The sequence below is a fragment of the Guptibacillus hwajinpoensis genome (genome assembly GCF_020524165.1).
GTDB classification, from domain to species: domain Bacteria; phylum Bacillota; class Bacilli; order Bacillales; family Guptibacillaceae; genus Guptibacillus; species Guptibacillus hwajinpoensis_D.
The window spans coordinates 295,558-320,764 of sequence record NZ_JAIVKU010000003.1 but is presented as its reverse complement, the minus strand read 5'-3'; the positions used below and the strand labels follow the sequence as shown (position 1 = coordinate 320,764).

28 protein-coding genes are annotated in these 25,207 nt (G+C 41.8%); 10 read left to right on the top strand and 18 right to left on the bottom strand.

The genetic code is table 11. The features are described from left to right. Positions 1 to 48 precede the first annotated feature (48 nt). The 3 genes from LC090_RS04940 (at position 49) to modB (ending at position 2,486) form a co-directional block, all read left to right on the top strand. Positions 49 to 930, top strand: coding sequence for a phosphatase PAP2 family protein (locus LC090_RS04940; RefSeq protein ID WP_226655802.1), 882 nt, complete (start codon positions 49 to 51; stop codon positions 928 to 930). Positions 931 to 1,069: 139 nt separating this feature from the next. Then, positions 1,070 to 1,834 carry a molybdate ABC transporter substrate-binding protein gene (gene modA, locus LC090_RS04935; RefSeq protein WP_226655800.1) on the top strand — a complete coding sequence of 255 codons (765 nt, stop codon included), beginning with the start codon at positions 1,070 to 1,072 and terminating at the stop codon, positions 1,832 to 1,834. Further along, a complete protein-coding gene (gene modB, locus LC090_RS04930) occupies positions 1,824 to 2,486 on the top strand; it encodes a molybdate ABC transporter permease subunit (RefSeq protein WP_226655799.1) in 663 nt (220 codons plus the stop codon). The genes modA and modB overlap by 11 nt, the downstream gene beginning before the upstream one ends. Positions 2,487 to 2,549: 63 nt before the next feature. On the opposite strand, the gene LC090_RS04925 is transcribed toward modB, so the two are convergent. Further along, entirely contained in the window at positions 2,550 to 3,251 is a 702-nt protein-coding gene (locus tag LC090_RS04925; RefSeq protein ID WP_226655798.1) for a hypothetical protein, read from the bottom strand. Positions 3,252 to 3,416: 165 nt separating this feature from the next. Here LC090_RS04925 and LC090_RS04920 point away from each other — a divergent pair, with 165 nt between their 5' ends. Both LC090_RS04920 and LC090_RS04915 read left to right on the top strand, forming a co-directional pair. After that, on the top strand, positions 3,417 to 4,004 hold the full coding sequence (locus tag LC090_RS04920) for a YiiX/YebB-like N1pC/P60 family cysteine hydrolase (protein WP_226655797.1): 588 nt from the start codon (positions 3,417 to 3,419) through the stop codon (positions 4,002 to 4,004). A 103-nt stretch (positions 4,005 to 4,107) separates the two neighbouring features. Further along, positions 4,108 to 5,493 carry an N-acetylmuramoyl-L-alanine amidase gene (locus LC090_RS04915; protein WP_226655795.1) on the top strand — a complete coding sequence of 462 codons (1,386 nt, stop codon included), beginning with the start codon at positions 4,108 to 4,110 and terminating at the stop codon, positions 5,491 to 5,493. Positions 5,494 to 5,532: 39 nt separating this feature from the next. Here LC090_RS04915 and LC090_RS04910 read toward each other — a convergent pair whose 3' ends face one another. From LC090_RS04910 to LC090_RS04900, 3 genes are all read right to left on the bottom strand, one after another. Further along, complete coding sequence (locus LC090_RS04910) at positions 5,533 to 6,267, bottom strand: STAS domain-containing protein (RefSeq protein ID WP_226655793.1); 735 nt, start codon at positions 6,265 to 6,267, stop codon at positions 5,533 to 5,535. Positions 6,268 to 6,506: 239 nt separating this feature from the next. Further along, positions 6,507 to 7,103, bottom strand: coding sequence for a sulfite oxidase-like oxidoreductase (locus LC090_RS04905; RefSeq protein ID WP_226655791.1), 597 nt, complete (start codon positions 7,101 to 7,103; stop codon positions 6,507 to 6,509). Between the two features lie 113 nt (positions 7,104 to 7,216). Next, positions 7,217 to 8,539 carry a Na+/H+ antiporter family protein gene (locus tag LC090_RS04900; protein WP_226655789.1) on the bottom strand — a complete coding sequence of 441 codons (1,323 nt, stop codon included), beginning with the start codon at positions 8,537 to 8,539 and terminating at the stop codon, positions 7,217 to 7,219. Between the two features lie 340 nt (positions 8,540 to 8,879). Here LC090_RS04900 and LC090_RS04895 point away from each other — a divergent pair, with 340 nt between their 5' ends. Both LC090_RS04895 and LC090_RS04890 read left to right on the top strand, forming a co-directional pair. Further along, the gene (locus tag LC090_RS04895; protein ID WP_226655787.1) at positions 8,880 to 9,362 is read left to right on the top strand and encodes a divergent PAP2 family protein; all 483 of its coding nucleotides are present in this window, start codon (positions 8,880 to 8,882) and stop codon (positions 9,360 to 9,362) included. A gap of 15 nt (positions 9,363 to 9,377) precedes the next feature. Further along, a complete protein-coding gene (locus LC090_RS04890; RefSeq protein ID WP_226655785.1) occupies positions 9,378 to 10,181 on the top strand; it encodes a cobalamin-binding protein in 804 nt (267 codons plus the stop codon). A gap of 41 nt (positions 10,182 to 10,222) precedes the next feature. On the opposite strand, the gene LC090_RS04885 is transcribed toward LC090_RS04890, so the two are convergent. The 5 genes from LC090_RS04885 to LC090_RS04865 form a co-directional block, all read right to left on the bottom strand. Then, the gene (locus LC090_RS04885; RefSeq protein ID WP_425590624.1) at positions 10,223 to 10,822 is read right to left on the bottom strand and encodes a 3D domain-containing protein; all 600 of its coding nucleotides are present in this window, start codon (positions 10,820 to 10,822) and stop codon (positions 10,223 to 10,225) included. Between the two features lie 113 nt (positions 10,823 to 10,935). After that, complete coding sequence (locus LC090_RS04880; RefSeq protein WP_226655782.1) at positions 10,936 to 11,253, bottom strand: YuiB family protein; 318 nt, start codon at positions 11,251 to 11,253, stop codon at positions 10,936 to 10,938. 154 nt (positions 11,254 to 11,407) lie between these two features. Then, on the bottom strand, positions 11,408 to 11,548 hold the full coding sequence (locus LC090_RS04875) for a YuiA family protein (protein WP_194219020.1): 141 nt from the start codon (positions 11,546 to 11,548) through the stop codon (positions 11,408 to 11,410). Between the two features lie 223 nt (positions 11,549 to 11,771). Continuing rightward, complete coding sequence (locus tag LC090_RS04870) at positions 11,772 to 12,248, bottom strand: NUDIX domain-containing protein (RefSeq protein WP_226655780.1); 477 nt, start codon at positions 12,246 to 12,248, stop codon at positions 11,772 to 11,774. A 226-nt stretch (positions 12,249 to 12,474) separates the two neighbouring features. Continuing rightward, the gene (locus LC090_RS04865) at positions 12,475 to 13,677 is read right to left on the bottom strand and encodes an NAD(P)/FAD-dependent oxidoreductase (RefSeq protein ID WP_226655777.1); all 1,203 of its coding nucleotides are present in this window, start codon (positions 13,675 to 13,677) and stop codon (positions 12,475 to 12,477) included. Between the two features lie 370 nt (positions 13,678 to 14,047). Between LC090_RS04865 and LC090_RS04860 the strand changes: the two genes are divergently transcribed. Together LC090_RS04860 and LC090_RS21880 are read left to right on the top strand one after the other, a co-directional pair. Then, the gene (locus LC090_RS04860; protein WP_226655776.1) at positions 14,048 to 15,055 is read left to right on the top strand and encodes an NAD(P)/FAD-dependent oxidoreductase; all 1,008 of its coding nucleotides are present in this window, start codon (positions 14,048 to 14,050) and stop codon (positions 15,053 to 15,055) included. A 24-nt stretch (positions 15,056 to 15,079) separates the two neighbouring features. Continuing rightward, positions 15,080 to 15,208, top strand: coding sequence for a hypothetical protein (locus LC090_RS21880; RefSeq protein ID WP_255647981.1), 129 nt, complete (start codon positions 15,080 to 15,082; stop codon positions 15,206 to 15,208). 51 nt (positions 15,209 to 15,259) lie between these two features. On the opposite strand, the gene LC090_RS04855 is transcribed toward LC090_RS21880, so the two are convergent. Next, entirely contained in the window at positions 15,260 to 15,454 is a 195-nt protein-coding gene (locus tag LC090_RS04855; RefSeq protein ID WP_226655775.1) for a hypothetical protein, read from the bottom strand. 189 nt (positions 15,455 to 15,643) lie between these two features. On the opposite strand from LC090_RS04855, the gene LC090_RS04850 reads away from it, so the two are divergent. Next, complete coding sequence (locus LC090_RS04850; RefSeq protein ID WP_226655774.1) at positions 15,644 to 16,465, top strand: SDR family oxidoreductase; 822 nt, start codon at positions 15,644 to 15,646, stop codon at positions 16,463 to 16,465. Positions 16,466 to 16,519: 54 nt separating this feature from the next. Here LC090_RS04850 and LC090_RS04845 read toward each other — a convergent pair whose 3' ends face one another. From LC090_RS04845 to LC090_RS04810, 8 genes are all read right to left on the bottom strand, one after another. Continuing rightward, positions 16,520 to 17,488 carry a sugar phosphate isomerase/epimerase family protein gene (locus LC090_RS04845; RefSeq protein WP_226655773.1) on the bottom strand — a complete coding sequence of 323 codons (969 nt, stop codon included), beginning with the start codon at positions 17,486 to 17,488 and terminating at the stop codon, positions 16,520 to 16,522. A gap of 20 nt (positions 17,489 to 17,508) precedes the next feature. Then, complete coding sequence (locus LC090_RS04840; protein WP_226655772.1) at positions 17,509 to 18,549, bottom strand: Gfo/Idh/MocA family protein; 1,041 nt, start codon at positions 18,547 to 18,549, stop codon at positions 17,509 to 17,511. Positions 18,550 to 18,553: 4 nt separating this feature from the next. Then, on the bottom strand, positions 18,554 to 19,582 hold the full coding sequence (locus tag LC090_RS04835) for a Gfo/Idh/MocA family protein (protein WP_226655770.1): 1,029 nt from the start codon (positions 19,580 to 19,582) through the stop codon (positions 18,554 to 18,556). Between the two features lie 24 nt (positions 19,583 to 19,606). Continuing rightward, positions 19,607 to 20,326 carry a ThuA domain-containing protein gene (locus tag LC090_RS04830; protein ID WP_226655768.1) on the bottom strand — a complete coding sequence of 240 codons (720 nt, stop codon included), beginning with the start codon at positions 20,324 to 20,326 and terminating at the stop codon, positions 19,607 to 19,609. 21 nt (positions 20,327 to 20,347) lie between these two features. Next, positions 20,348 to 21,175, bottom strand: a complete 828-nt coding sequence (locus tag LC090_RS04825; RefSeq protein ID WP_226655766.1) for a carbohydrate ABC transporter permease — start codon at positions 21,173 to 21,175, stop codon at positions 20,348 to 20,350. Between the two features lie 36 nt (positions 21,176 to 21,211). Continuing rightward, positions 21,212 to 22,561, bottom strand: coding sequence for a carbohydrate ABC transporter permease (locus LC090_RS04820; protein WP_226655764.1), 1,350 nt, complete (start codon positions 22,559 to 22,561; stop codon positions 21,212 to 21,214). Between the two features lie 138 nt (positions 22,562 to 22,699). Then, positions 22,700 to 24,016, bottom strand: coding sequence for an ABC transporter substrate-binding protein (locus LC090_RS04815; RefSeq protein WP_226655761.1), 1,317 nt, complete (start codon positions 24,014 to 24,016; stop codon positions 22,700 to 22,702). Between the two features lie 87 nt (positions 24,017 to 24,103). Next, the gene (locus tag LC090_RS04810; RefSeq protein ID WP_226655759.1) at positions 24,104 to 25,093 is read right to left on the bottom strand and encodes a LacI family DNA-binding transcriptional regulator; all 990 of its coding nucleotides are present in this window, start codon (positions 25,091 to 25,093) and stop codon (positions 24,104 to 24,106) included. Positions 25,094 to 25,207: the final 114 nt, after the last annotated feature.

The window sequence follows — 25,207 nt, the reverse complement described above, 5'->3', positions numbered from 1 at the left end:
CACTACGCATTTACTATAACGAGTAGTGATTTAAGGAGGAAACAAGCTATGGCAGACGAATATCAAAAGTGGTCAGAGCTTCCATATGCAGGTGAGCAAAAGCCCCCTCATAACCCTGAGGAACCCTATGCAGGATCATGGCCGGATTATTACCTTCGTAATAAACCACCGGGACGCTTTACTACCCTGAGCGGAAGACCAATTCGACTCGATATCCAGCAACCTTCCACCATTGATTGGGAGCAGGAACTTAAGAAAGTGAAGCATGCCAATAAGCACCTGACACCAAAACAGGCGACGCTAGCAGAATACTGGGGAACTGGAGTAGCGAGTAAACAATGGACCCCGATCATTGATAAATTAATTGACACGTATGGTGTAACAGCCCCTCGGGCCGCAAGAATTCTTGCTGCCGTTTCAGCAGGTATGAATGATGCTTTTACAACCGCCTGGTATTTGAAATACCGCTGGAACGTAGCGCGACCTAACCAACTGGATCATGAGTTCGAAACCCTTCTTTGTACACCGAGACACCCAACGTATCCATCCGGACATGCGACGATTGGAGGGGCAACCGCTGAGATTCTATCTTACTTTTTCCCAGCCGAACAACGTCGATTGAGAGAACTTGCAAAAGAATGCGCTGATTCAAGACTCTACGCCGGTGTTCATTTTCCAGTCGATAATGAGCAAGGACTTCGTCTCGGGAAACAAATTGGGTCGATCGTTGCATCAGAGTTAGAAAAAGAAGACAACAGCCGAGGTCATTCGATTGATGTGCCATATCGGGAAAGCCTCCATGCAAAACTGGCTCCTCCTCCATACAAGCAGGTCATTGATTACGACTTTGACGGAGCTTGCGACTCAGCAACAAAGAACCCATTCGTAAGGCACCATTCAAAACAACCAAAACCTAAACTCTTTTTCTAATTTCCTTTTCCATATTCAAATCGAGTGAAGAAGCTTATTATAGCAGCTTCACTCGATTTTTCTATGACTTTTTTCCGTACAAATCAGAGAGGATTCGTTATAATAGATGGAAGATTAGCAGATGAAAGGACCTTTACATATGAAACGCTTATTACTCTTCACTTTGATCGCTTTGATCATTTCGGGATGTCAATCGAATAAATCAGAGCCCGCTAGTATTACCGTTGCAGCAGCTGCAAGTTTAAGCGATGCAATGAAAGAACTGAACAGCGTATATGAAAAAGAACATCCTGGTACTGACATTACTTTAAACCTTGCATCTTCCGGAGTTCTAGCCAATCAAATCAAACAGGGTGCTCCAATCGATGTTTTTCTTTCTGCATCTGAATCACATTTCCAATCTGTGAAACAGCAAGATCTACTAGAGCCCGATCATCAGATACCTTTATTAAAAAATCAACTGGTCCTGATTAAAAGCCGTTCATCGACGATCACGAATTTAGAAAAGCTAGGCTCACAAGAAGTGAATCGAATAGCAATCGGCACACCTGAGACTGTTCCGGCTGGAGCTTATGCGAAAGAAGCCCTCCAATTCGTGAATCTATGGAACAGACTAGAAGAGAACCTTATTTTCGGGAAAGATGTCCGTCAAGTATTAACGTACGTTGAAACAGGCAATGCAGATGCAGGAATCGTATACGAAACGGATTATCGCACTTCTAACAAAGTAGAGCTTGTCGAGAAAATTCCTGAAGAAGCGTATTCCCCGATTATTTATCCTGCCGGCGTAATCCGAGGTGCGAGTGAAGAGGCAGTGGCCTATTATACCTTCCTACAAAGCAAAGAAGCGAAAGCGATTTTTGAATCGTACGGTTTCCAAAGTGATGTGAGTGATGATGACTAATTTCTTAGACCCCATTCTCATCTCACTAAAAATCTCGCTTGTCGCAAGCCTCCTTGTGACGGTATTAGGAATCACGATAAGTCGGCTAATGGCAGGAAGGAAGTTTCGTGGGAAAAGCATCATCGATACGATCATCATGCTACCACTCGTTCTTCCCCCATCAGTCGTTGGCTTTATGCTACTCGTTCTTTTTGGCGCATCTAGCCCAATTGGTCAGTGGATTGAATCGATCTTTCGGCATCCACTGGTTTTCACATGGCAAGCCGGTGTAATCGCTGCTAGTGTCGTTGCTTTTCCACTCATGTATCAATCTGCCAAAGTGGGGTTTGAAGCGGTTGATCATGATATTGAAGACGCTGCACGCGTAGACGGCGCAGACGGGTGGACCGTTTTGCGGATGATTTCGATTCCTCTCGCCTCAAATGCCCTGATCTCTGGCATCATCTTAAGCTTTGCGCGCGCTTTAGGAGAATTTGGTGCCACGTTAATGTTCGCGGGTAACCTTCCTGGTAAAACCCAAACGATGCCAACGGCAATTTATGTGGCCATTGACTCTGGCCAAATGCATCTTGCCTGGGCGTGGGTGATCGTGACCATTCTTCTTTCAACCGTTATGCTATTCCTTTCTTATCGTGTGACAGTGAAGATGTAAAAAACTCGCTCCAAATTGAGCGAGTTTTTACCAATATACTGGTGTCCATCACCTTTTAGCGGCTTACTCTTCCGCCTCTGCTTCTTTTGTGGAATAAAATTCCTTCTTCAAATAAATCTTTTCAATAAGCGTGTCCTTTCCCCCATTTTCCGTGCCATAGATTGTAACGTCTGAGAAGCCATCAATCAGATAAAGCGTGACTGGCGTTTCAAATGGATTCGAGCCTTTACGAAGCTCTTCTACTTCAAACCCCAAACTAGCAAGCAATAGCCGATTGTCTTCAAGGTACTGTAATCCTTCTGGAAAATACGTCATTTCGGTCGCAATATGATCTTTAAATACGACTTCACCGTTTTCAAACGTCATTTTCATCGGGTCCTTTTGATCTTCTTCAATACTTTTCGGAAATTGAGCAAGAAATTCTTCCTGCGACAACCCAAGGAGAGCTTCAGCATCAACAATTAACTCAATGGAAGCCGGATCAAAATCAATCTCTGCTTCAATTTGTGCTTCCTCTTCTTTTACCTCTTCAGGTGCCTCATCCTCATGGATCTCCACCTGCTCTGTCGTTTGATCGTCTCCCCCACTCGCTTCATCTGACGAAGAGTTAACGAAAGCCGGGATACCCCAAACAACGATGTATAAAAGAAACCAGAATCCAGCAAAAATGGCGGCTCTCTTTCTCGAAGATGTTACGAAGGGTTTAACACTATTAGCAGCCATCAGGAGAAAAGCGAGGATTACGACTACTTTCAAAAAATCCATATTTCTTCACCTCTTTATTAACTATAGGGCCAACTGAATCTCAAGTACAAGTGTTTCTTCTATGATCTATGAAAACTTTTTCACCTAGTGGAATGATTGGTTAAAAGAAGGAATTCCGTTTTCACTATCTAACTACAAGAGTAGCCTTACCCAAAAAGGAGGATTATGATGTCAGTCGATCGCTACATTAACTTAACCCGTAAAAACTATCATTCTGTCCGCAGCGCAATTCAAACCGGTGACCTTCTCCTTTGTAGCGGCTCCTATCCAGTTAGTAAAATTATACAAAATGTATCAAACTCAAAATTTAGCCACGTAGCTCTCTTATTTCATTGGATGGACCGCATTATGTTGCTTGAAAGCGTTGAAAGCTATGGGGTACGCATTGTTCCGCTTTCTCACTATTTCAGCGATTACCGTAATTCGGGCAAGCCCTATAAAGGAAAACTATATCTCGTTCGCCATTCTCAGATGAAGGATTTAGATGAAATCAAACGAAATGCCATGTTACGAAGAGGCGCTGATTTAACGGGGAAATTCTATGACATTGAGGAAATTCTTAAAATTCTTGCTAGCGTCGTCATTGACGATTTAGAATCGATTCCAAACGATAAATACATCTGTTCGGAATTCATTCAAGAATGCTATCAAAAAGCAGGTATCTCATTCCCAGACGATGGTCGCGGTTTTATCTATCCAGAGCATATTGCAAGTGACCCTGCTGTTCAACCACTCTATGAACTTGTCCCTTAAAACCCATTTTTCATTGAATCCCTCCCATTTCTATAGTTTGTCCAGACAAAATAAACTGGAACAAATATACTATATATTATCCAACATTAATGGAGGGAGAAACATGACTTTAATTGTCATTGATCCAGGGCATGGCGGGACAGATCCGGGTGCTACTTATAAAAACGTCCAGGAAAAAAATTTAAATCTGGCGACCTCCCGTATGGTTCGAAATAATCTTGTATCAAAGTACGAAGTTGATGTGGCCTTAACTCGAGATGATGATCAGACGATTGAATTGAAACAAAGAACAGACTTTGCGAATGCACAAAAAGCGGATTTTTTCCTAAGTATTCACCATAATGCTTCTGGTGGTAGTGGGTTTGAAACGTTTATTTTTAATGGAACTGTTCCAAACGAAACAATCGAACTTCAAACGAGCATTCACAATAAGATTGCAAAAGATATTTTAAATAAATATGGCATATTAGACCGTGGAAAGAAGCGAGCCAATTTCCATGTTTTACGTGAAACGAAAATGAACGCATTGCTTATTGAAGTTCTTTTTGTTGATAATGAAAAAGATCTTAAACTTCTAATGAATCCTTCATTTATCATGGATGTTTCAATTGTCATTGCTGACGCTACGGCTGAAGCTTTGAAGCTTCCGTTGAAGTACAAACCTATTGAGGGTACGTTGTATAAAGTCATTGCCGGATCTTTTAGTGATCGAGAAAATGCGGAAAACCATCTTAATAAATTGATCCAAAAAGGGTTTGGTGCATTTATATCAACGACGGTCATTGACAACAAAAACTTTTACCGGATTCAGGCAGGTGCATTCGCTGACAGAGAAAATGCAGAAGCTTTTGTTGCGAAGCTAATGAACGCAGGATTTGAATCCTTTATTCTGACTGAAGAGGGAATGCCTTCAATGCTTTCTGCTGTGCCTCTTAAGGCAGACAAAGGCAATAAAATCCAGGGAGAGGCTGTTCTATCAGCCAAACAAATGGATGTTTATGCAAGATCGATTAACCCAGGTGCGCCAGATTTAGCTGAACTGTACTTGTCGCAAAGCAAAAAATACAACATCCGTGGCGACATTGCTTATGCGCAGGCACTTCATGAAACAAATTTCTTTCGTTTTACTGGTGACGTTAAACCTGAGCAAAATAACTTTGCTGGAATTGGCGCTACAGGCGGAGGAGCTCGTGGGGCATCTTTCCCTAATGAATCGACTGGTGTTCTTGCTCATATTCAACACCTTTATGCTTATGCCTCCAAATCACCTATTCCTGCCTTTGACCAAAAAGTGGATCCCCGGTTCGACCTTGTAAACCGTGGCTCAGCAACAACCTGGCAGGCATTGAATGGAAAATGGGCAGTTCCTGGAACCACATACGGTCAACTCATTCTCGGACTGTACAAAAACATGCTAGAAGCAGCTTTAAAAGAAATAGAGAAAGAACGGATCAAGGTAAAGACTGCAATCAAAAACTTGGAAATTTAATGGTCAAAAGAAAGAGCGTTCCCTCATCGGAACGCTTTTTTACCTACCCTTTTTATATGTTGAAAGAGCCGCCTGAACATGAGGATGATAGGTTGTTTTTATGTAATCGGTACCTGATGAAACCCATCTTAGTGCATTTTCAGGTCTAACGCCAGTAATCATGATATTCACACCAAGCAGGTTTAGCGCGCCGCAAAGCTTTGCAATCATTTCGGTAAAATCGTCATTTAAATACGTAATGGAAGATAAGTCCATTATGAGCGTGTTGACCTTCATATCCGCTACTTTCTGAAGTCCTATATCAATAAGATAATGAAATCCTACTTCCTCTACAACTGGTTGAATCGGTAATAGACCCAGTTGATCCATCAGTGGAATAACGTTCACCGCCATATCTTCCATACGATTAATCAACTCTTCTTGCTTTTGGTAAACATGTGTCATATCTCGAAATTCGACCATTGCCCCATACATCCTGTTCGAATCGATTAACACTTTGGTTTGAACGGTTAAATACATATTAAAGTTGCCCCACTTGTATGGCATTGCTTCAATAAAAAATTCTTCTCCTGTTTGAACCGTTCGCTCCACATGACGCACTTCTTCTGGGGCTAAAGGAAAAATATCATATACACTCTCACCGAGAATCTCGTTTCGAGTCACCTTCAAAATATGCTCCCCTATTTCATTAATCTGAATGACTCGATGATCCAGATCAATCGCGAGAACGCCACATGTTAAATGATTCATAATATGATCCTGCAATTTACTCAATTCATCACTCCTATTAGTTTCGTCTTAGTTTCGATAAGGAGAGGACAGCTACACTAGAGTTGCATCACACTGAATGCCCATTGTTCAGCATTGAGCCTATTCTAACAAATTTTATTCTAAACTATATTTTCTACATTTGATGCCATATCCCTGTTCGTTCGTATGAAACATTTTTTCTTTTTAATAAAAAAGGTTGCCTTTTCTTCAGAACTAAAAAAACTGCCGTTACGGCAGTTTTTTTAGTCCCATGCAAAGCGCTGTTCTTTCCAAGGGTCCCCATACATGTGATAGCCGTTTCGTTCCCAAAATCCCTGCTGGTTTTCAGACCGAAACTTAATGGCTCGTATCCATTTAGCACTTTTCCAAAAATACAAATGTGGGATGACTAACCTTACTGGATACCCATGCTCTGGTGTTAACTCTTCTCCGTTATGTTTATGAGCAAGAAGACTGGTTTCTCTGAGAAAGTCTTCGAGCGGAAGGTTCGTGGTCCACCCCTCTTCCGCTTCGATCATAACGAATTTCGCTTCCTTCCGAAGACCTACATGTTCTACAATGGTTCGCGTAGAAATCCCTTCCCAATCGTTATCGAATTTGGACCATCCTGTTACACAGTGAATATCATTTTTTTTTGATGTTTCAGGTAAGCCAAGAAGCTCATCAAACGATAATAGGGTAGGACGTTCCACTAATCCACCAATTCTTAAATCCCAATTAGATAAGTCCTTCTCATAATAAGGAACGTTCCCAACGTGAAGCACAGGCCACCCTGTTGTAACGCGCTGATTAGGAGGCGTGCGATCACTGTTTTGTTCTTTTTCTTTTCCAAAGTACATGCTGCACCTCCTTTCAACTTTTTCTATAGTGTAACAGACTGATTCTTTTTATCTTTCATAGAATGTGCCGTAATCGAAAAAAAACACGAAGATTGCTCTCCGTGTTTTCTTCCTTAAAAAATCATTGCGGCGATCCAACCGAATAAGATGAGTGGGATGTTATAGTGTAAAAATGTTGGTACGACCGTGTCCCATATGTGATTATGCTGACCGTCAGCATTTAGTCCTGACGTTGGTCCTAGCGTACTATCAGATGCAGGTGAACCAGCGTCGCCGAGTGCGGCAGCTGTTCCAACAAGTGCAATGGTTGCCATTGGGCTAAATCCGAGCTCCATTGCGAGCGGCACGTAAATGGCTGCTATGATCGGAATCGTGGAAAACGATGATCCGATTCCCATCGTGATAAAAAGTCCGACGATTAACATAAGAAGAGCAGCTAATGCTTTATTATCCCCAATTAATCCGGATGCCTGTGTTACGAGAGCTTCGACTTCACCAGTTTGTCTTAGCACCTCTGCAAAACCATTGGCAGCAAGCATGACAAATCCAATGAACGCCATCATTTTCATACCGTCTGTTAAAACGGCCTCTGACTCAGACAAGCGAATACTTCTGGTTACATAAAGAACAATAATACCCGAAAGTGCACCGAGAATCATAGACTCTGTTGGAATTTGAACTGCTAATGTAACGAGAACAGCGATTCCGGCAAAAATGATTGATCGTTTCGAATAGCTATGAGTTTCAGGCGTATCCTCTTGCGCAATGGACAGCTGTTTATAAGTCCTTGGCTTGCGGTACGAAATGAACACAGCAATCAAAAGACCTACTACAAGTCCAGCTGTTGGTAGAAGCATCGCGGTTGGAATGGAAGAAAGTTCAATTTCCAGTCCACTATCAGCCATGTTTGACTGAAGAATTTCGTGAAATATTTTACCGAAGCCTGCTGGCAAGAGAATATATGGTGCAGTTAAACCAAAAGTTAGTACTGCTGCAACGGCTCTGCGATCAAGTCCAAGCTCATTTAACACTTGAAGAATTGGTGGAATCAAGATTGGGATGAACGCAATGTGTACAGGCACAAGGTTTTGTGAGAAACAAGAAATCAGTAGAATAATGAACAGAATAAGTACTTTAGCGAGCCCTTTCTTTCGATCGCCCCCCTGACGGTTAACGAGCTTCAACGCACGTTCCACGATTAATTCAGGCAGACCGGTGCGAGTGAGACCAACCGCAAAGCTTCCAAGTAAGGCATAGCTTAATGCGACGGTAGCTCCGCCTCCAAGTCCTGAACTAAACGCATTGATCGTATCATCAAGTGACAATCCTCCAAGTAAACCACCCGCAATCGCACCGACGACAAGAGCAACAACAACATGTATACGAAATAGGCTAAGCCCTAACATGATTAAAACTGCAAGAATAACGGCATTCATTGTGTAACAACCTTTCAGTAAATCCTTTAGTTTGGTAAATCACTAATAAGTTAACACGAAAGAGTTATTGTGTCAATGGAAGAGGTTGGCGTTTTAATACAGGCGAGAGAGATAAAGACCAAATATCGCCGAATATGGTATAATTGACTGATCATTTACATCGTTTTTCATTTCAACTTACTTGGGAACACGTTGTCTAATCTCAATAAATACACTCCAAATTGTGTTGCATTTAAGTAGTGAATCCACGCATCAATTTCAACTGTTCATTCGATTTAACATCCATTTCTTCGGGTACACCATTCATAGGAACGATGTAGAAAGGAAGATGTTGTCACTCATGGATATTTTGTTAAACTTCCCACTCTGGGCTGCGTTATTCGGCGTTGTGTTTGCGCAGTTCTTAAAAGTACCGATTTATTTTATTGCAACGAAACAAATCAACTGGTCCCTGTTCAACGCTACAGGCGGAATGCCTAGCTCTCACTCCGCGGCCACAACCTCTTTAGCAACTGGTGTTGCACTGGAAACAGGACTTGATTCACCCATTTTTGCAGTTGCTGCAATGTTCAGCATTATCGTAATGTTTGATTCAACAGGTGTTCGTAGGCAAACGGGGGAACAAGCGATTGTTCTGAATCAACTTGTCATGAACTTTAATCGATTTGTATCTGAAGCAAAAAACTGGCAGCAAAAACAAGAGCGAGAAAAGATTGAGGAATTAAAAGAACTGCTTGGTCACAAACCCATTGAAGTTCTTGTAGGTGGTTTGCTTGGCATTATTTCAACTTTAATTCTTTATTATGCCTTTCAAGTAGCTTAGAAAAGGAGGACCTCCATGCGCATTGTTTCATTATGTCCTAGCAATACAGAATTGTGTGCTTATCTTGGCTTAACCGATCAGCTCGTCGGGGTAGATGACTTTTCGGACTGGCCTGAGCAAGTGAAAAGCCTTCCAAAACTTGGTCCAGATCTTTCAATTGATTTGAATCGTGTAAAAGAACTTGAGCCTGATCTGATCCTCGCTTCTCTAAGTGTACCTGGAATGGAGAAAAACATTGAAGGTCTCGATGAACTTGGGCTATCATATACCATCTTAAATCCCAATTCGCTCGATGACATATGTATCGATATCGTTACTCTTGGTAAGCTTACAAACAAGGCGGATGAAGCCGCTTCTCTTTCCGATCGATTTAAAGATTTAATGCAGCAGTACAGGGAAATCAGCGATCAAATTCCAGACAAACCAGTCATTTATTGGGAATGGTGGCCAAAACCGATTTTCACTCCGGGAAAAACAAATTGGTTAACAGAAATCAGCGAACTAGCTGGTGCGAAGAATGCGTTTCGAGATGTGGAGCTTGCCTCCGTGCAAACAGACTGGCCGGATGTCGTGAGTCGGAAACCAGATCATATTTGTCTTGCCTGGGTTGGCGTGCGACATAACAAAGTAAACCCAAGCATCGTAAAAAAACGTCCAGGCTGGGAGCAGCTAGAGGATCGTCCGATTCATGTCCTTGAGGAATGGTTGTATTGTCGACCATCTCCTCGCTTGCTAACCGGACTTGTGAAGCTTGCTGCCATCCTTCATCCTGACCGGTATCCTTCCTTCGAAGGAGAAGACGCATTTCTACAGAGCTAACAAAAGGTCGGAGAAACAGTTCTCCGACCTTTTGTTATTGCTTATTCTTTTTCGCTTATGAACTCCTGCCTAAATACCTGCATTGATTCTTCCTCATTCAAAGTTTGAAGCGTTTCTTCTGATAACGTGCCGTCCCCTTTTTGTATCAGGTAAACATCCAGTGTTTTCTTTCCCCACTCTGTATAAACATCTTGAACGGTATCGTAATAAAGGTCAATGCGATCTCCAATAATAGCACTTCCTGTATCCGCGACCACGCCAAACCCGTATTCAGGAATGAAAAGAACACTTCCAATCGGGAAAACAGACGTATCAGCTGCAATCGTGGAATAGAGATCGCGCTTTACCTTTACACCCGAATAGGTAATGCCATAGGCAGGGTGGTCAGGTGTTTTTCCCGTTGACTCTTCTCCCGCGGTATAACCAGTGGCTGTTACGGTGTGAACAGGATACTGAGACCAATCCTGAGACGTCGCCAGCGTCAATCGATCCTCTTCACTCAGTACGGTCTGTTCAGGAAAAAGCCACTTTGTGACATCATTGACCGATAAACCAGATAGTAATAAATAGGTTGATAGCAAAGCTGCTGCAAAAAGTCCCGTAAACACGATCCCTTTTGCGATCAGCAGAATCACTCGCACATCTTCCACTCCTCTCATGGTCTATTCATTTCCAGAGAAGGGAAAAGCTATTCATTTAGGAGGAGATGATTTAAACACATAAAAAAAGCTTCTGCCATCAGCTGGCGAAGCTTTTAAAACATTTGGTATCCTCTAACGCGAAGCATTCGAATTGCAACACCCGCGAATACTGCTCCTACCAGACCAGCAGATAAGATAATCGCATCGGCGCTCCCAAGAGAGAGAAAATCTTCTCCTAGTGCTTTAAAGGAAGAACCGGGTGACGAGAAATATTGAAAAAAGGAGACGTTATCAATAATCATGATAACGATTACAGGATACGCAACTGCCATGATCCAAGTTGAACGAAGGAGCATGTTAAGCAGAAATCCAATCCCAAAGAAAAGAACAATAAACAGCAGCATCGAAATAATCAGCTGTGGAATGGCCATCGTTTCACCCCCGAGTAATCATTGTTAGTTTACTGGATTGTCCCTTTTTAGTCAATGAACGGAGAGTGAACAATGAAAAGCGTAAGCGCCCGAGTAGGTCCGACAAGCGCTGGAAGGTACCCTGAAATAAAAAGAAAAACTAAGCGCAAGGCGCTTAGTTTGTTGGATTTTGTTTGGCTCCACTGCCTCCACAATTATCACATGTTTCCGATCCACCAAGAAGTAGTTGAAAATACCCCTTTCCCTGGCAATAAGGACAGTCAGTTGCTTTGGCCTTATTTTGTTGTCTTCTCATATCAACCACTCCTTTGTTGTAATTTTCTGATAATATACCAAGAAACGTTGAAAAAGAAAAACACCATATTTTAGCCTGACAGCCTGTGTAAGCGGATACATTAACTATTATCAGATTATTCCGTCATTTATCAAATCATTTCTGCCGTTATGAAAGAAAAATTGCTTGAAGGCAGTTTTCTCCTTCTCTTCCCTTTCAATACTCGTAAGAAATGAATTTTTTACTATTTAGGCGTGTGATACATCAATTTGTAAGACGTGTACTGAAACTGATCACCAGGATTCATTTCTGTCATAAACTGATCCATCCCATTTAAGAAAGAGGGAATCATCGTAGAAGTGCGTGGATCTGAAAGAAGCTCCTCTTTCGTTAAAAACTCACATGTTGCTATTTCTTTCGTTTCAGTTATTTCGGTGCCCCCTGTTCTTTTCATATGAAAAACAACTAAATTATCACTAATATCGTTATTAATGACTCCAGAACGAATTCCAGCAATTCCAATCGCTTCGGCTTCAATACCCGTTTCTTCATAAACTTCTCTTACAGCTGCCTCATCGACAGTTTCGCCTGGATCAACAAACCCAGCCGGAAAAGACCACTTTCCTTTTAAGCCGCCATATTTTTTCATCACAACAAGATATTTTCTTTCATACTCGACAATGCCTGCAGCAGCAAGCCACACTTTTCCTCGATTACTCAACGCAAAATCCTCCCAGGTATAAATAAAGTTGTACGCTCATAAGCTTTACCATAGCCCCTATTCGATTGAATAGATGAGAAAAGCGCGGCTGATCGTCAATTCCTTTAGGACGACAGCCTCCGTTTTTCTCCTATCAAAGGAACTAACCTCTTTATTCAAAGAAGAGTTCACTATAAGTACAAAAAAGGCAAAGACATCATGTCTTTGCCCTCTTTATCTGATGATCTTAAAATAACTTAAGCTTTCCTTTTTTCCAGACAAGCCCTGGCCCACCAAGCATAAACAGGTAGCGATTATCAATCACTTTTTTCATAGCAGATGCTGTACTACCATAAAGTTTCTTGTTTCCAACTTTCCCAATTGCTTCACCTTTTCCAAGAGAAGCCACTGTCCCTTTGATGTCCGGTGTAAAGCTTTCAAGCTCTTTACCACGTACAAGGTTTAATAAGTTCTTAGAAACAGCTCCAGCAGCTTGAATGGCAACTTGAGCCGTTGGAGGAAACGGACGATCAATTTCTTCGTTAATCAGAAGCGCACAGTCTCCTACAACGAAAACATTGTCGTAATCCGGTGTCCGTTGATCTTTACGAACAGGTACGCGACCACGGTTTGTTTCGAAACCGGAATTGGCAACAATTGAATTTCCTTGAACGCCACCAGTCCAAACAACTGTAGCAGCTTTCACTTCTTCATTCTCACCGAGGATCACACCGTCTTCTGTCACTTCTTTAATCATCGTGCTCGTACGGAACTCTACGCCTTTGCGCTCAAGAAGGTTCATGCCATATTCTACAAGCTCTTCATCGAAGCCTGGAAGAACTGTTGGAGACGCTTCCACATTAATGATTTTAACGCGATCACGTGGAATATCGAACTCTTTACAAAGTTCAGGTACACGCTCAGCTAGTTCACCTACAAATTCAATTCCAGTAAATCCAGCACCACCAACGATAATGGTTAGTAGATCATCACGACGGTCTGATTCATTGTTGTAGCTCGCAAATTGATATTCAATATGCTCGCGAATTTTGCGAACGGAGTTTACGCTACGAATACTGAAGGCATTCTCTTTTAGACCTTTAATCCCAAACGTAGCTGGCTCGAAACCAAGTGCTAACACAAGGTAATCGTACTCAAGTTCACCATTTGAAAGAATCACGCGTTTTTCATCCGGCTTAACTTCTACCACCGTGTCTTTAATAAATTTAATCTTGTTTAGATCAATAACGTCTTTAATCATAATACGGGTTTTGTCATGATGCATTGTGCCTGCAGCTGGCTCATGTAGCCATGTTGTTTGATAGTGATAGTCATGCTTATTCACAAGCGTTACTTCCACTTCATTTGTTCCCATCTCTTTTTGGAGACGAGCTGCTGTCATAATTCCACCGTACCCTGCACCTAAAATTGCAATTTTTGGCCTACTCACTTGAATCACATCCACCTTTTATCGGTATTTTTTTAGGACATATTAGTGATTTCCCTGCTTCGTCCTATCGTGAAACGTCAATAAACGCTGATTATAGGGATTTCTTGGTTCAATAGAAACAATCCTTCAAATGATCAAGAAAGATTGTTAAGTATTTCACGTTCTAGACCGAAAAAAATGTGGGTCCAGCACGCACTTTGTCATAAAATTTTCAAATCTGACGCTCCATTCTAATCATATTCTTTTTTATTTCCTTTTTCAACCTTTATAATAAAAGTTCTAGAGGTGTTTTCACCTTAGGGGTTTAGTTCCGTTTTCATAATGATTATAATAATGAAAGCACAGTGAATAAATTATAGGGGGACTGACTATGACAGACAAACAAGAACTTTATGATATAACGATTATTGGTGGAGGTCCTGTTGGCTTATTTACCGCATTCTACGGCGGTATGCGCCAGCTTAAGGTCAAAATAATTGAAAGTATGCCTCAGCTTGGAGGACAGCTCTCTGCACTCTATCCTGAAAAATATATTTATGATGTGGCTGGTTTTCCAAAAGTACTCGCACAAGATCTTGTGGACAATCTAGTTGAACAGGCCAATCAGTTTAATCCAGATGTTGTTTTGGAACAGTCTGTTGAAGAAGTTTCAACACAAGAAGATGGCACACTTTATCTTCGTTCAAATACAGGTGATGAGCACTATACGCGTGCGGTTATTATTACTGCAGGTGTTGGCGCATTTCAACCACGTCGTCTTAAAGTTGAAGGTGCTGACCTTTATGAAGGAAAAAACCTTCACTATTTTGTTAATGACCTGACAGCGTTTGCTGGTCAAAAGGTTCTGATTGCTGGTGGGGGAGATTCCGCAGTTGATTGGGCAAACATGCTTGAGCCAATTGCTGAAGAGGTAACGTTAATTCACCGCCGCGATAAATTCAGAGCGCATGAACATAGTGTAGAACAGCTTATGAACTCTTCTGTTAATGTTCAAACGCCATATAACATTACCGAGTTTATCGGAGACGGAGAACGTATTAATCAAGTCGTTCTCGAGCAGGTTAAAGGAGAAGAAACGATCACAAAAGACGTAGACGCAGTGATTGTGAATTATGGTTTCATTTCTTCTCTTGGGCCAATTAAAGAATGGGGTCTTGAGATTGAAAAGAATTCGATCGTGGTTAATTCCAAGATGGAAACAAATATTCCTGGTATTTACGCTGCAGGTGATGTTGCTACATACGATGGAAAAGTGAAGCTCATTGCCTCTGGATTCGGTGAAGCGCCGACAGCTGTAAACAATGCCAAATCCTATATGGATCCTGATGCAAAGGTTCAGCCGCTTCACAGCACAAGCCTCTTCGATAAGAAAAAGTAATTTCTACGAAAGGATTGGATACACATGGATCAAATTCTTTTTATCATTGTTATGGTCGCAGGTCTTGGTTATTCTCTTTATAACAGTTTAAAAGAAACACCAAAACCGAACTGGAAAACGGTGAAGAAAAACCTCTTCCATTCTTCTCATTAGGAAGTTAAAACCCCCGTACAAATGTACGGGGGTTTTACTATGTATGTTTTTCTACCAACCAAGTCCTACTTTTGTTGATAAAATCTCTTCACCTGAATCTTCTTTCAATGAAATTTCATACCGGCCTGTTTGATTCGAGTAAGCGAGCGTTTTTTCTTTAAAAGCTACATTTGCCTGATAGCGAACATCAAACGTTTCGGCCTCCAGATCTCCAGATGCCTCTTCATGTATCTTTACTGTAAACAATAGAATCCCCTCCTTATACAGTCATTTTATCACCGTCAGAAATCATGAGATATGACAAATAGTTTACACCAGGACCATGTTTTTCCATGAAATTTTTTTTCTAACCGGCACATTCCCAATGATTATTTTCTTCTTAATGTGGGTAAACCCGAAGTAGACTTCAAAATACACGTTCAGGAGGAATGACTTATGAATAGACTAAAAAATAAAACAGCTGTTATCACAGGGGCTGCAACTGGTATTGGACAAGCAACAGTTGAGCTTTTCGCAAAAGAAGGGGCAACCGTACTATGTGCGGATGTGAATACGGAAGAGATGAACAAAACAGCTGATAAGCTGAAAAGCGACGGTGCGAACGTTAAGACATTCCATGTCGATGTTTCAAGTGAGGATAGCGTGACTAGCTTCGCTAACAAAGTGAAAGAAGAATATGGCACGATCGATGTACTCTTTAATAACGCAGGAGTTGATCAGGAAGGCGGTAAAGTACACGAATATCCAGTTGAATTGTTTGACCGCATTATTTCTGTTGATCTGCGCGGTACATTCTTAACAAGCAAATATTTACTTCCATTAATGATGGATAACGGCGGTTCAATTATTAATACGTCTTCGATGTCAGGCCGAGCAGCTGATCTTGATCGCTCTGGCTACAATGCGGCTAAAGGTGGAATTACTAACTTTACGAAAGCCATGGCGATTGACTATGCAAGACAGGGAATTCGCGTTAACTCACTCTCCCCTGGTACGATAGAAACACCTTTAATCGATGAACTTGCCGGCACAAAAGAAGAAGAAATGGGCCAGAAATTTAGAGATGCGAACAAGTGGGTTACTCCGCTTGGCAGACTTGGACGACCTGATGAAATGGCGAAGGTTGCTCTTTTCTTAGCATCTGATGATAGCTCCTATGTAACAGGTGAAGATATTACAGCTGATGGCGGCATTATGGCGTATACGTGGCCAGGTAAAATGCTTATCGATGAGCAGTGGAAAAAGGAAACGGAATAATAGAATGAAAGAAACCCCGATGGACAAGCATCGGGGGTTCTTTGTGTATAGACCTTAAGCCCACCACATCTCAGTTGGCTGTTCGACAATTAAGACTGACTGAAGGTTTTTCACCGCTGTTTGGAAGCCTTCGTTTATCGACATAAGTGGATCTTCATGTTCAATGCTAACAACGTGGTCATAGCCATATGTACGAAGTGCACTCATCATATGAGACCACTCTTGATTGCTGTGTCCGCAGCCGACAGAACGGAACGTCCAGGCGCGCGTTTTCACTTCGCCATACGGCTGCATATCCGTTAGGCCATGCATGTTCACATTATCTTGATCGATATACGTATCTTTCGCATGGAAATGGTGAATTGCATTCTCTTTTCCAAGAATTTTAATGGCTGCGACAGGATCAATTCCCTGCCACCACATGTGACTTGGATCAAGGTTCGCTCCTACAGCATCACACGTTAATTCACGAAGCTTCAGCATCGTGTAAGGCGTGTGGACAAGAAAACCGCCATGAAGCTCAAGACCAATTTTCACATTATGATCTTTTGCGAATTGGCCCCACTCTTTCCAGTAAGGAACAAGTTTTTCTTCCCATTGCCACTTTAGAACATCTGAGTATTCAGCTGGCCATGGCGTTACAGGCCAGTTTGGATTTTTGGCATCTTCACTATCTCCTGGTGTGCCTGAAAAGGTATTCACGACAGGAACGTTCATCGCTGATGCCAATTTAACTGTCTTAACAAATGTATCATGGCATTCCTCTGCAAATTTCTTATCAGGTGAAAGAGGATTTCCGTGACAGCTAAACGCACTAATTTCCAGCCCTCTTGAATGAACTTTATCAAGATATTCTGAGCGCTTTTCTTCGCTTTCTAACAGTTCATCTAGGTTGCAATGCGCATCACCTGGATAGCCGCCCGTGCCAATTTCAACCGCTTTTAGTCCAGACGCTTTCGCATGATCGAGCATTTCTTCAAATGATTTATCTGAGAATAGAACAGTAAATACACCTAGTTTCATAGGATCACTCCTCTTAAGTTTTAATCAAGTCGAATGCTTCGACCAGTAGAACAACTTTCATAGATGGCTTCAATTACCTGAGAAACGCGTCTTGCCTCTTCTGATTTTACAACTGGTTGTTCAAGTCCAAGACAGCTATTAACAAAGTTTGCTGCTTGAGGTAATCCCGGATCTTCCTCTCCCGGTGTCCATTGACTGCTTGTGTTTAGAAGCATGCCGTGTTGTGCTTTGTTTAACTGAAATGGAAAAACATCAAGTCCGCCGCCGCTGCCAGAAATACTCACAGATTCCTTATCCTCCGCAATGTTCGCTGACCAAGACGTCTCAAAAAGCATGGAAATATTGTTATCAAATCGAATGTAGGCAGTTACATGATCATCAACGTTAAATGTTTCATGATCAAATGTTCCCCACTGATTTACCTGCGCCGGCGTTTTACTGAGACGATTATACGTTGTTCCGCTCACTTCAACTGGTTTTGCGTTTCCCATTAACCACATGCTTAAATCCAGGAAGTGACATCCGTAGTCTATTAAACTTCCTCCGCCTTGAAGCTGTTTATTCGTAAACACACCCCATCCAGGAACTTTTCTGCGACGAAGAGCTTGTACTCTTGCGACCATTGGATCGCCGATTTCATTTTCTTGAATAAGTTGACGTGCAGCACGCGGTTCCTTCATAAAGCGATAGTGATACGCAATCGATAAAATTTTTCCTGAGGTTTTCTCAGCGGCGATCATGCGATCACATTCTTCTACTGTCATCGCCATCGGTTTCTCACAAAGAACGTGAACACCAGCGAGCAAAGCCTGTTCAGCAAGATCTGCATGAAATTTATTCGGAGTGCAAATCGTCACAGCATCAACATCTTTTAGTAGTTCTTGAACATCCTGGTACACATTTGGAATGTTAAATATAAGCGATGCCTGCTTTGCTCTCTCGATATCCACATCATAAACGCCAAACAACTCTACTTGTTCAGAGAGTTGTTGGTACGCTGGGATGTGGCGGGACTGAGCGATGCCGCCAGACCCGATAATCCCCATTCGTAATTTATTCACTTGATCACCTCAGGTTAATGATTTTCTTTGTTTCGTTCGACTCTAATGCCGCTAAAACAACTTGTAGCGAGTTCATTCCTTCTGTCCCACTGACAGGAACATCTTTGTCTCGTAAAATGCTGTCTATAAAGTGATCAACCACCTGTGAACTCGATTGACCGCCACTTTCATTTGTTTGAATCCCACCGAGTTCATATTTCACCACTTCACCAGTCTGATACTGCACAACGAGTGAATTCACTGGATCCTCTTCCAGTCTTAGGATGGCTTTCTCTGCATAGATAATTGTTGAATTGTCTTCTTTCGCTGTATAGGCCCAGCTTGCAGCTAGCGTTCCGATAATACCGCTCTCAGACTTTAAGATACAAACAGCATTATCATCAACAGTTGCAAACTCCTTCGCACTTGTTTCAACAAATGAACCAACTTCGACGATTTCTTCATTTAATAAATAGCGGATGAGATCTGTCTTATGAACGCCAAGATCTCCCATTGCTCCAATAAACGCTTTATCCTTCTCAAAGAACCAGCTATCTTTGCCATCCACACTCCATCCTTCAGGTCCAGGATGGCCAAAAGCGGTTCGGAAGCTATACACTTTGCCGATTTCACCGCTGGCTAAAATCTCCCTTGCTTTGACATGAGACGGAACGAATCGTTGATTGTGCGCAATCATTAACTTCTTACCACTCGTGCTAGCCGTTTCGATCATCTCTTCGGCATCTGCACGAGACGTTGCCATTGGTTTTTCACAAAGTACATGCTTTCCTGCTTTTAATGCAGCAATAGAAATCGGGGCATGAAGGTAGTTCGGCGTACAAACGCTTACAGCCTCAACCTCACTATTTTGAAGCAATTCTTCATAACTTTCGTAGGATTTCGCCCCATAAAGCACGGCCGTTTCATCTGCTCTTGTTTTCACAATATCGCATACCGCAACAATTTTTATTTGTCTGTTTGCCGCGTATTCTGGTAAATGACGGTGTTTCGCAATACTCCCACATCCGATAACACCAATTTTTAATTCATTCATGGTTTCTCCTCCTTAATCACTCTCTTATTTAGACGCGATGGTTTCAAGCGGTTTTGCATTTCCATAGACTGGCTTTGGTATCGTCGTAGGCTTCGCCCAGGCAACCGCATTTTTCATGACGCGTTGAATATCTTTATGGTAATAGGTTGGGTACGTTTCGTGCCCTGGTCTGAAATAAAAGACCTTCCCTTGGCCACGCTTATATGTACAGCCGCTTCTGAAGACCTCTCCGCCTTCAAACCAGCTTACAAACACAAGCTCGTCAGGTGCCGGGATATCGAAATGCTCGCCATACATTTCTTCTCGCTCAAGCTCGATTTTCTCCCCAAGACCTTCTGCAATCGGATGCGTTGGATCGACAATCCACATTCTCTCTTTCTCATCCGCTTCACGCCATTTCAAATCGCAGCCTGTCCCCATTAGCTTCTTGAATATTTTCGAAAAGTGACCGGAATGTAGTACGATAAGGCCCATCCCATCTAGAACACGCTGATGAACGCGGTTAACAATTTCATCGGATACTTCTTCATGAGCGATATGTCCCCACCATAGAAGAACGTCTGTGTTGTTTAGTACCTCTTCAGATAAGCCATGTTCAGGCTCATCAAGTGTAGCTGTTCTCACTTCATAATCCTCTTTTAGAAATTCAGCAATCGCTCCGTGAATTCCGTTAGGATACACGCTTCTTACTTCTTCACTGCTCTGTTCATGTCGATTTTCATTCCAGACGGTTACGTTAAGCATTTAAATCCACTCCTATTTTATCTATTCTTTTACTGAACCTGATGTTAAACCTGACACAATTCTTCGTTGGAAAATCAGTACCATTATCACGAGCGGAACCGTTACAACGACAGTCGCTGCAGATATCTCTCCCCATGGAATCGTATATTGACCCTGGAAAAGCGCAATTCCGACTGGCACGGTTTTAAACTTATCTGCCGTGTTAATCGTAAGAGCAAACAAGAACTCATTCCATGCGGCAATAAAGACGAGAATCGCAGTCGTGAAAATACCTGGCACCGCAAGCGGCATAATCACTTTCCAATACGTTTGCCATAATGATGCGCCATCGATTTTTGCTGCTTCTTCCAAATCGAACGGAATTTTACGGAAGAACGTCACGAGAATCCAGATTGATAATGGTAGCGTAATCGTTGTATACGGGATAATTAACCCCAGGTAACTATTTGTTAGTCCGAGATTTTTCAGAAAAATATAGATCGGTGAAATCGTCGCAACCTGTGGAAACATCGAAACAGATAACACGATACCTAGAATAATCGATTTTCCTTTAAAGTTCAGACGAGCGATGGAATAGGCAGCGAATGAAGCAACGAGAACGGTGTAGACGGTTGTGATTGTTGCGACCACAGCACTATTCCAGAGATACCGCAAGAAAGGATAATCTACGAAAACGGATACATAGTTTTGTAGGGTAGGATTATTCGTAAAAGGGTTGAACGCTTTGTCTCCAAAGAGCTCGGACAGCGGTTTAATCGAGCTTGCAAGCATCCATAGAAACGGAAACATGACGACAAAGACAAACACGACTAGAAAAACATAAAACATCGGTCCCGCTTTCTTATTCATCTGGCTGACCCTCCTTCTTCATAATAAAATACATTCTCATTTCTTTCCAGAACCATCGTTTATTAATTCAGCACCGAGTAACTTAATAAAGATACCCGAGATAATCGCTACACAGATAAATACAACTACTGCGATGGCTGATCCTTCACCAAAGTTTGTTTGCGTGAACATCAGTGTATAAGCAAGCATGGATATCGTTTCAGTTGAGTTTGCAGGCCCTCCACCAGTTAATACATAAATTAAATCAAAGACGCGGAAAGCATCCAGGGTACGGAATAAAAGCGCGACTAGAAGACTAGTTTTCAACAGTGGTAATGTTATCGTTACAAACTGCTTCCACTTATTCGCTCCATCAATCGATGCTGCTTCGTAAAGAGAAGATGGAATCGTTTGCAGACCAGCTAGTAAAAGTAGCGCCATGTATGGTGTTGTTTTCCACACATCGGCGAAGATGACTGAGAACATCGCACCTGTGTCTGTCGTAAGAAGCATGGCCATGCGATCAATTAAGCCGACATCTTCAAAGAGCTTCGCTACAATACCGTTTTGACCATCATATAAGAACTTCCACATGAGAGCTGCAACAGCTGTTGGAATCGCCCACGGAATCAGAATGCTTGCTCGAATTAACCCTCGGCCTAAGAAAGCTTTGTTAATTAGTAGTGCAATTGCTAAGCCTAGAATGAGCTCAGCTAGGACGGATATAAACGTAAACACCGTTGTGTTCCAAAGTGATTTCCACATACGCTGATCAGTTAAGTTATCTTTGTAATGTGCAAATCCAATAAAGTTTGGTTCTACGACAATTTCGGTTAGTGCAGAGGATAAACCAACAATTTTATCTCCCTTTTCCAACTCTCCATTTTCGTTGATTGTCATTAAGTCGTTGTTAATTGCTTTAACCGAAGACGTGAAATCTTTTGCGACATTCTCATCAATTTCTACGTACTTCATGTCGTCAGGAACGTTTTCAAAGCTATCAAGTTTCGCATTAATCACATCATAATTTTCTTCTGCTTTTGGATTCTTTCTTATACTTGCGTCAAGCTCTTCAAGCGTTACCTTCATTTCTGTAAGTTCTTCACTTGAGTTTCCTTTATCAATTTCAGAGTTAATCGCTCCGACCAGGAAAGGGTAGTTTTGCAAGTACCGATCAAGATCGATTTGATAATCGAGATGAACTTCTGATTTTGTTGGTTCGTTAAGACGAAGGTCAAAGAGGCTAAAATAAAATGACTGAAAAACTGGCCAAATAGAGATGGCTAAAATGAGAATAAGTGCAGGGGCAACAAGTAAATATCCAACAAGCGTATCATTTTTCTTTTTCTTTTTTTTCGGCTGTTTCTCTACTTCAACTGGCCCTTTAGGATCGATATCTGTTTGCATACCAACGCTCCTCTCTTATAGAAAAACGTGTCTAACCGCTTTAATGGATAGACACCATTTTCTGATCCTCCAACAGCTCTACAATGAAGGATAGGAAAGACATTAGCCTTCAAATTAGAAGGCTAATGACCTTTTCATTTATTTTTCTAGCTTTTCATTCATTTCTTTTTCCATCGCTGCTACAGCTTCTTCAGGAGTTTCTTCTCCTGCGATCGCTTTAGATACGTGGATTTGAATGATTTCAGAGATTTCAGGATAGTTTGGTGCTACAGGACGAGACACAGCAGCTTCAAGTGCTGTTTGGAATCCTTCTTCACCAAAGAATGGGTTCGCTTCGATAATTTCTTCATCTTCGAAAAGAGCTGGAAGTGTTGGCGCATGAGATCCTTCAATCGCGTCAATCTTTTGTCCTTCTTGACCAGTCATAAATTTCAAGAACTCCCATGATTCCTGTGGATGTTCAGAGAACTTATTGATTGCAGCCATCCAGCCACCAAGTGCCGCTGCTGAACCTGCATCACCTTCTGGAAGAGGAGCCACTTCAACGTTACCTACGATTTTAGACTGCTCTTCATCATTGGCAAGAGCATACTGATATGGCCAGTTACGAATAAATGGAGCTTGTCCTTCAATAAATGCCGTGTGAGATTCTACTTCAGTAAATGTATTGATGTTACCTGGAACAAAATCAGAATTGGCAACCTCAACAAGCTTGCTAATCCCTTTAATGGCTTCAGGGCTGTTAATCACAACTTCACCATTCTCATCAATAAAAGCTCCACCATATGAAGCGACAAATTCAACTGCATTACACACAAGACCTTCATATTGCTTCGCTTGCATTAAGTAACCAAATTTCGTGCCTTCCTGACCTTTTAGCTCAGAAGCCTGTGTCATCAAGTCATCCCACGTTTTTGGAGCTTCAGATACTAAGTCAGAGCGATAGAAAAGCATCCCAGTATCAATGAATTTCGGCATGGCCCACTGCTTACCGTTAAATGTTGCAGCCGTCACTGGACCCTGGTTATAGTCATCCATGTTTACTCCGTCTTTTTCAATAAAACGATCAAGAGGAAGAACATATCCGGCTTGAGCAAATTCTGCTGGCCAGATTACATCGATATCAAATACATCGATTTCAGATGATTCTGCGTTTAGCATTGTGACATAGGCATCGTGCTGAGCACCAGTGTCTGTTGGCATTTCACGGAACTCAATTTCAATATTCGGGTTTTGCTTCATAAATTCCTCAACCATGACATCGGTTGCACCAGTTGCATCTTTACCACGCGCATAAACAAGTTTCACTTTTTCTCCATCACCTGAACTCGCCTTTTCATCACCGGAGTTGTTGCTTGAATTGCTTGAAGAATTATTTGAAGAACTACATGCAGATAGGACAAGAATAAGAGCCAAAACGATAAAAAGTAGTTTACTATTCTTCAATATTCGCATAATACAAAATCCCCCTTAAGTTTTGTTGAAATCGATACCATTTTTGAAATCGATTTCAATAAAGATAGCGCTTACATTATTCGTGAGTTAAGTCGACTTACGAATAACGAGTGATAACGGTAACTCCATCACGCTCTTACTGACATGATCGCGCTTTCCTTTTAAACAATCCATAAAAATACTCATGGCGCGACCGCCAATTTCGTCACCAGGTTGATAAATGGTGGTTAGTTCTGGTTCAATCATACTTGCAATAGGCTGATCATCAAATCCGAGTATGGCCATTTCTCCCGGAACGTCTAACCCATTTCGCTTCGCTTCCTTCACCATTGCCGCGGCTACTTCATCTCCGCCAGTAAAAATGGCAGTAGGTCGTTCTGTTAATGATAGAATTTTGTTAAATGTTTTGACACCATCTTCCATCGTATATGTATCATGGAAGATCCACTCTGATTTTACTTCTAGACCAGCTTCATGAACTGCTTGAAAGAATCCTTTACGGCGATCATTGGATAGTCCGCTTGTTGATCCCATACAGTAAGCAAGTCGCTGATGCCCTCGTTCAATCAGATGTTTTGTTCCTAAATAACTCCCCTGAACTTGGTTTAATCGAACCATCGGTACTGTTGCATCATGATGATATTCATTGCACAAAATAATTGGTCCGTGTGCGGTATACGGCTGAATTTCTTCCCAGTTATTTTCAATTGAAGTGAAGATGACACCATCAACCTGCTTCGTTTGCAAGAGATTGAGAAATTCAAGTTCCTTTTTTTTACTTGATTTTGTCTGACAAATAATGAGCTGAAAACCATTTTCTTCAGCCACTTTCTCTATGCCATCTAAGATCAGGGTGAAAAATGGATTGGTTAGTCTTGGAATCAATACCGCGACAAGATTCGTTCTCCGATTACGCAAATTTCGAGCAGAGGTGTTCGGAAAATAACCGAGTTCCTTCATCGCCTCATGAACTAATTCACGCTTGTCTTTCGATACATGTGGATAATCATTGATCACACGTGAGACCGTCGCTCGTGATAATCCTGTGTAGCTTGCGACGTCAGCAATTGTAGCCATGTTCCATCCTCCTCAGAAAGTACAAAAGACCCTCCCTTCGTTTGTAATCGATTTCATGAAATCGATTACAAACATCATAACGCAAGTTCACAGAATGTTCAACGTTATTTTCAA

Excerpts from the sequence above, each read along its gene's own strand:
- LC090_RS04880 (WP_226655782.1), bottom strand. The coding sequence starts at position 11,253 with ATGGCCATTCCACAGCTGATTATTTCGATGCTGCTGTTTATTGTTCTT.
- LC090_RS04835 (WP_226655770.1), bottom strand. The coding sequence starts at position 19,582 with ATGAATGAATTAAAAATTGGTGTTATCGGATGTGGGAGTATTGCGAAA.
- LC090_RS04815 (WP_226655761.1), bottom strand. The coding sequence starts at position 24,016 with ATGCGAATATTGAAGAATAGTAAACTACTTTTTATCGTTTTGGCTCTT.
- LC090_RS04940 (WP_226655802.1), top strand. The coding sequence starts at position 49 with ATGGCAGACGAATATCAAAAGTGGTCAGAGCTTCCATATGCAGGTGAG.
- LC090_RS04860 (WP_226655776.1), top strand. The coding sequence starts at position 14,048 with ATGACAGACAAACAAGAACTTTATGATATAACGATTATTGGTGGAGGT.
- LC090_RS04920 (WP_226655797.1), top strand. The coding sequence starts at position 3,417 with ATGATGTCAGTCGATCGCTACATTAACTTAACCCGTAAAAACTATCAT.
- LC090_RS04850 (WP_226655774.1), top strand. The coding sequence starts at position 15,644 with ATGAATAGACTAAAAAATAAAACAGCTGTTATCACAGGGGCTGCAACT.
- modA (WP_226655800.1), top strand. The coding sequence starts at position 1,070 with ATGAAACGCTTATTACTCTTCACTTTGATCGCTTTGATCATTTCGGGA.
- LC090_RS04905 (WP_226655791.1), bottom strand. The coding sequence starts at position 7,103 with ATGTACTTTGGAAAAGAAAAAGAACAAAACAGTGATCGCACGCCTCCT.
- LC090_RS21880 (WP_255647981.1), top strand. The coding sequence starts at position 15,080 with ATGGATCAAATTCTTTTTATCATTGTTATGGTCGCAGGTCTTGGTTAT.
- LC090_RS04900 (WP_226655789.1), bottom strand. The coding sequence starts at position 8,539 with ATGAATGCCGTTATTCTTGCAGTTTTAATCATGTTAGGGCTTAGCCTA.
- LC090_RS04875 (WP_194219020.1), bottom strand. The coding sequence starts at position 11,548 with ATGAGAAGACAACAAAATAAGGCCAAAGCAACTGACTGTCCTTATTGC.
- LC090_RS04890 (WP_226655785.1), top strand. The coding sequence starts at position 9,378 with ATGCGCATTGTTTCATTATGTCCTAGCAATACAGAATTGTGTGCTTAT.
- LC090_RS04820 (WP_226655764.1), bottom strand. The coding sequence starts at position 22,561 with ATGCAAACAGATATCGATCCTAAAGGGCCAGTTGAAGTAGAGAAACAG.
- LC090_RS04830 (WP_226655768.1), bottom strand. The coding sequence starts at position 20,326 with ATGCTTAACGTAACCGTCTGGAATGAAAATCGACATGAACAGAGCAGT.
- modB (WP_226655799.1), top strand. The coding sequence starts at position 1,824 with ATGATGACTAATTTCTTAGACCCCATTCTCATCTCACTAAAAATCTCG.
- LC090_RS04825 (WP_226655766.1), bottom strand. The coding sequence starts at position 21,175 with ATGAATAAGAAAGCGGGACCGATGTTTTATGTTTTTCTAGTCGTGTTT.
- LC090_RS04810 (WP_226655759.1), bottom strand. The coding sequence starts at position 25,093 with ATGGCTACAATTGCTGACGTCGCAAGCTACACAGGATTATCACGAGCG.
- LC090_RS04925 (WP_226655798.1), bottom strand. The coding sequence starts at position 3,251 with ATGGATTTTTTGAAAGTAGTCGTAATCCTCGCTTTTCTCCTGATGGCT.
- LC090_RS04845 (WP_226655773.1), bottom strand. The coding sequence starts at position 17,488 with ATGAAACTAGGTGTATTTACTGTTCTATTCTCAGATAAATCATTTGAA.
- LC090_RS04895 (WP_226655787.1), top strand. The coding sequence starts at position 8,880 with ATGGATATTTTGTTAAACTTCCCACTCTGGGCTGCGTTATTCGGCGTT.
- LC090_RS04915 (WP_226655795.1), top strand. The coding sequence starts at position 4,108 with ATGACTTTAATTGTCATTGATCCAGGGCATGGCGGGACAGATCCGGGT.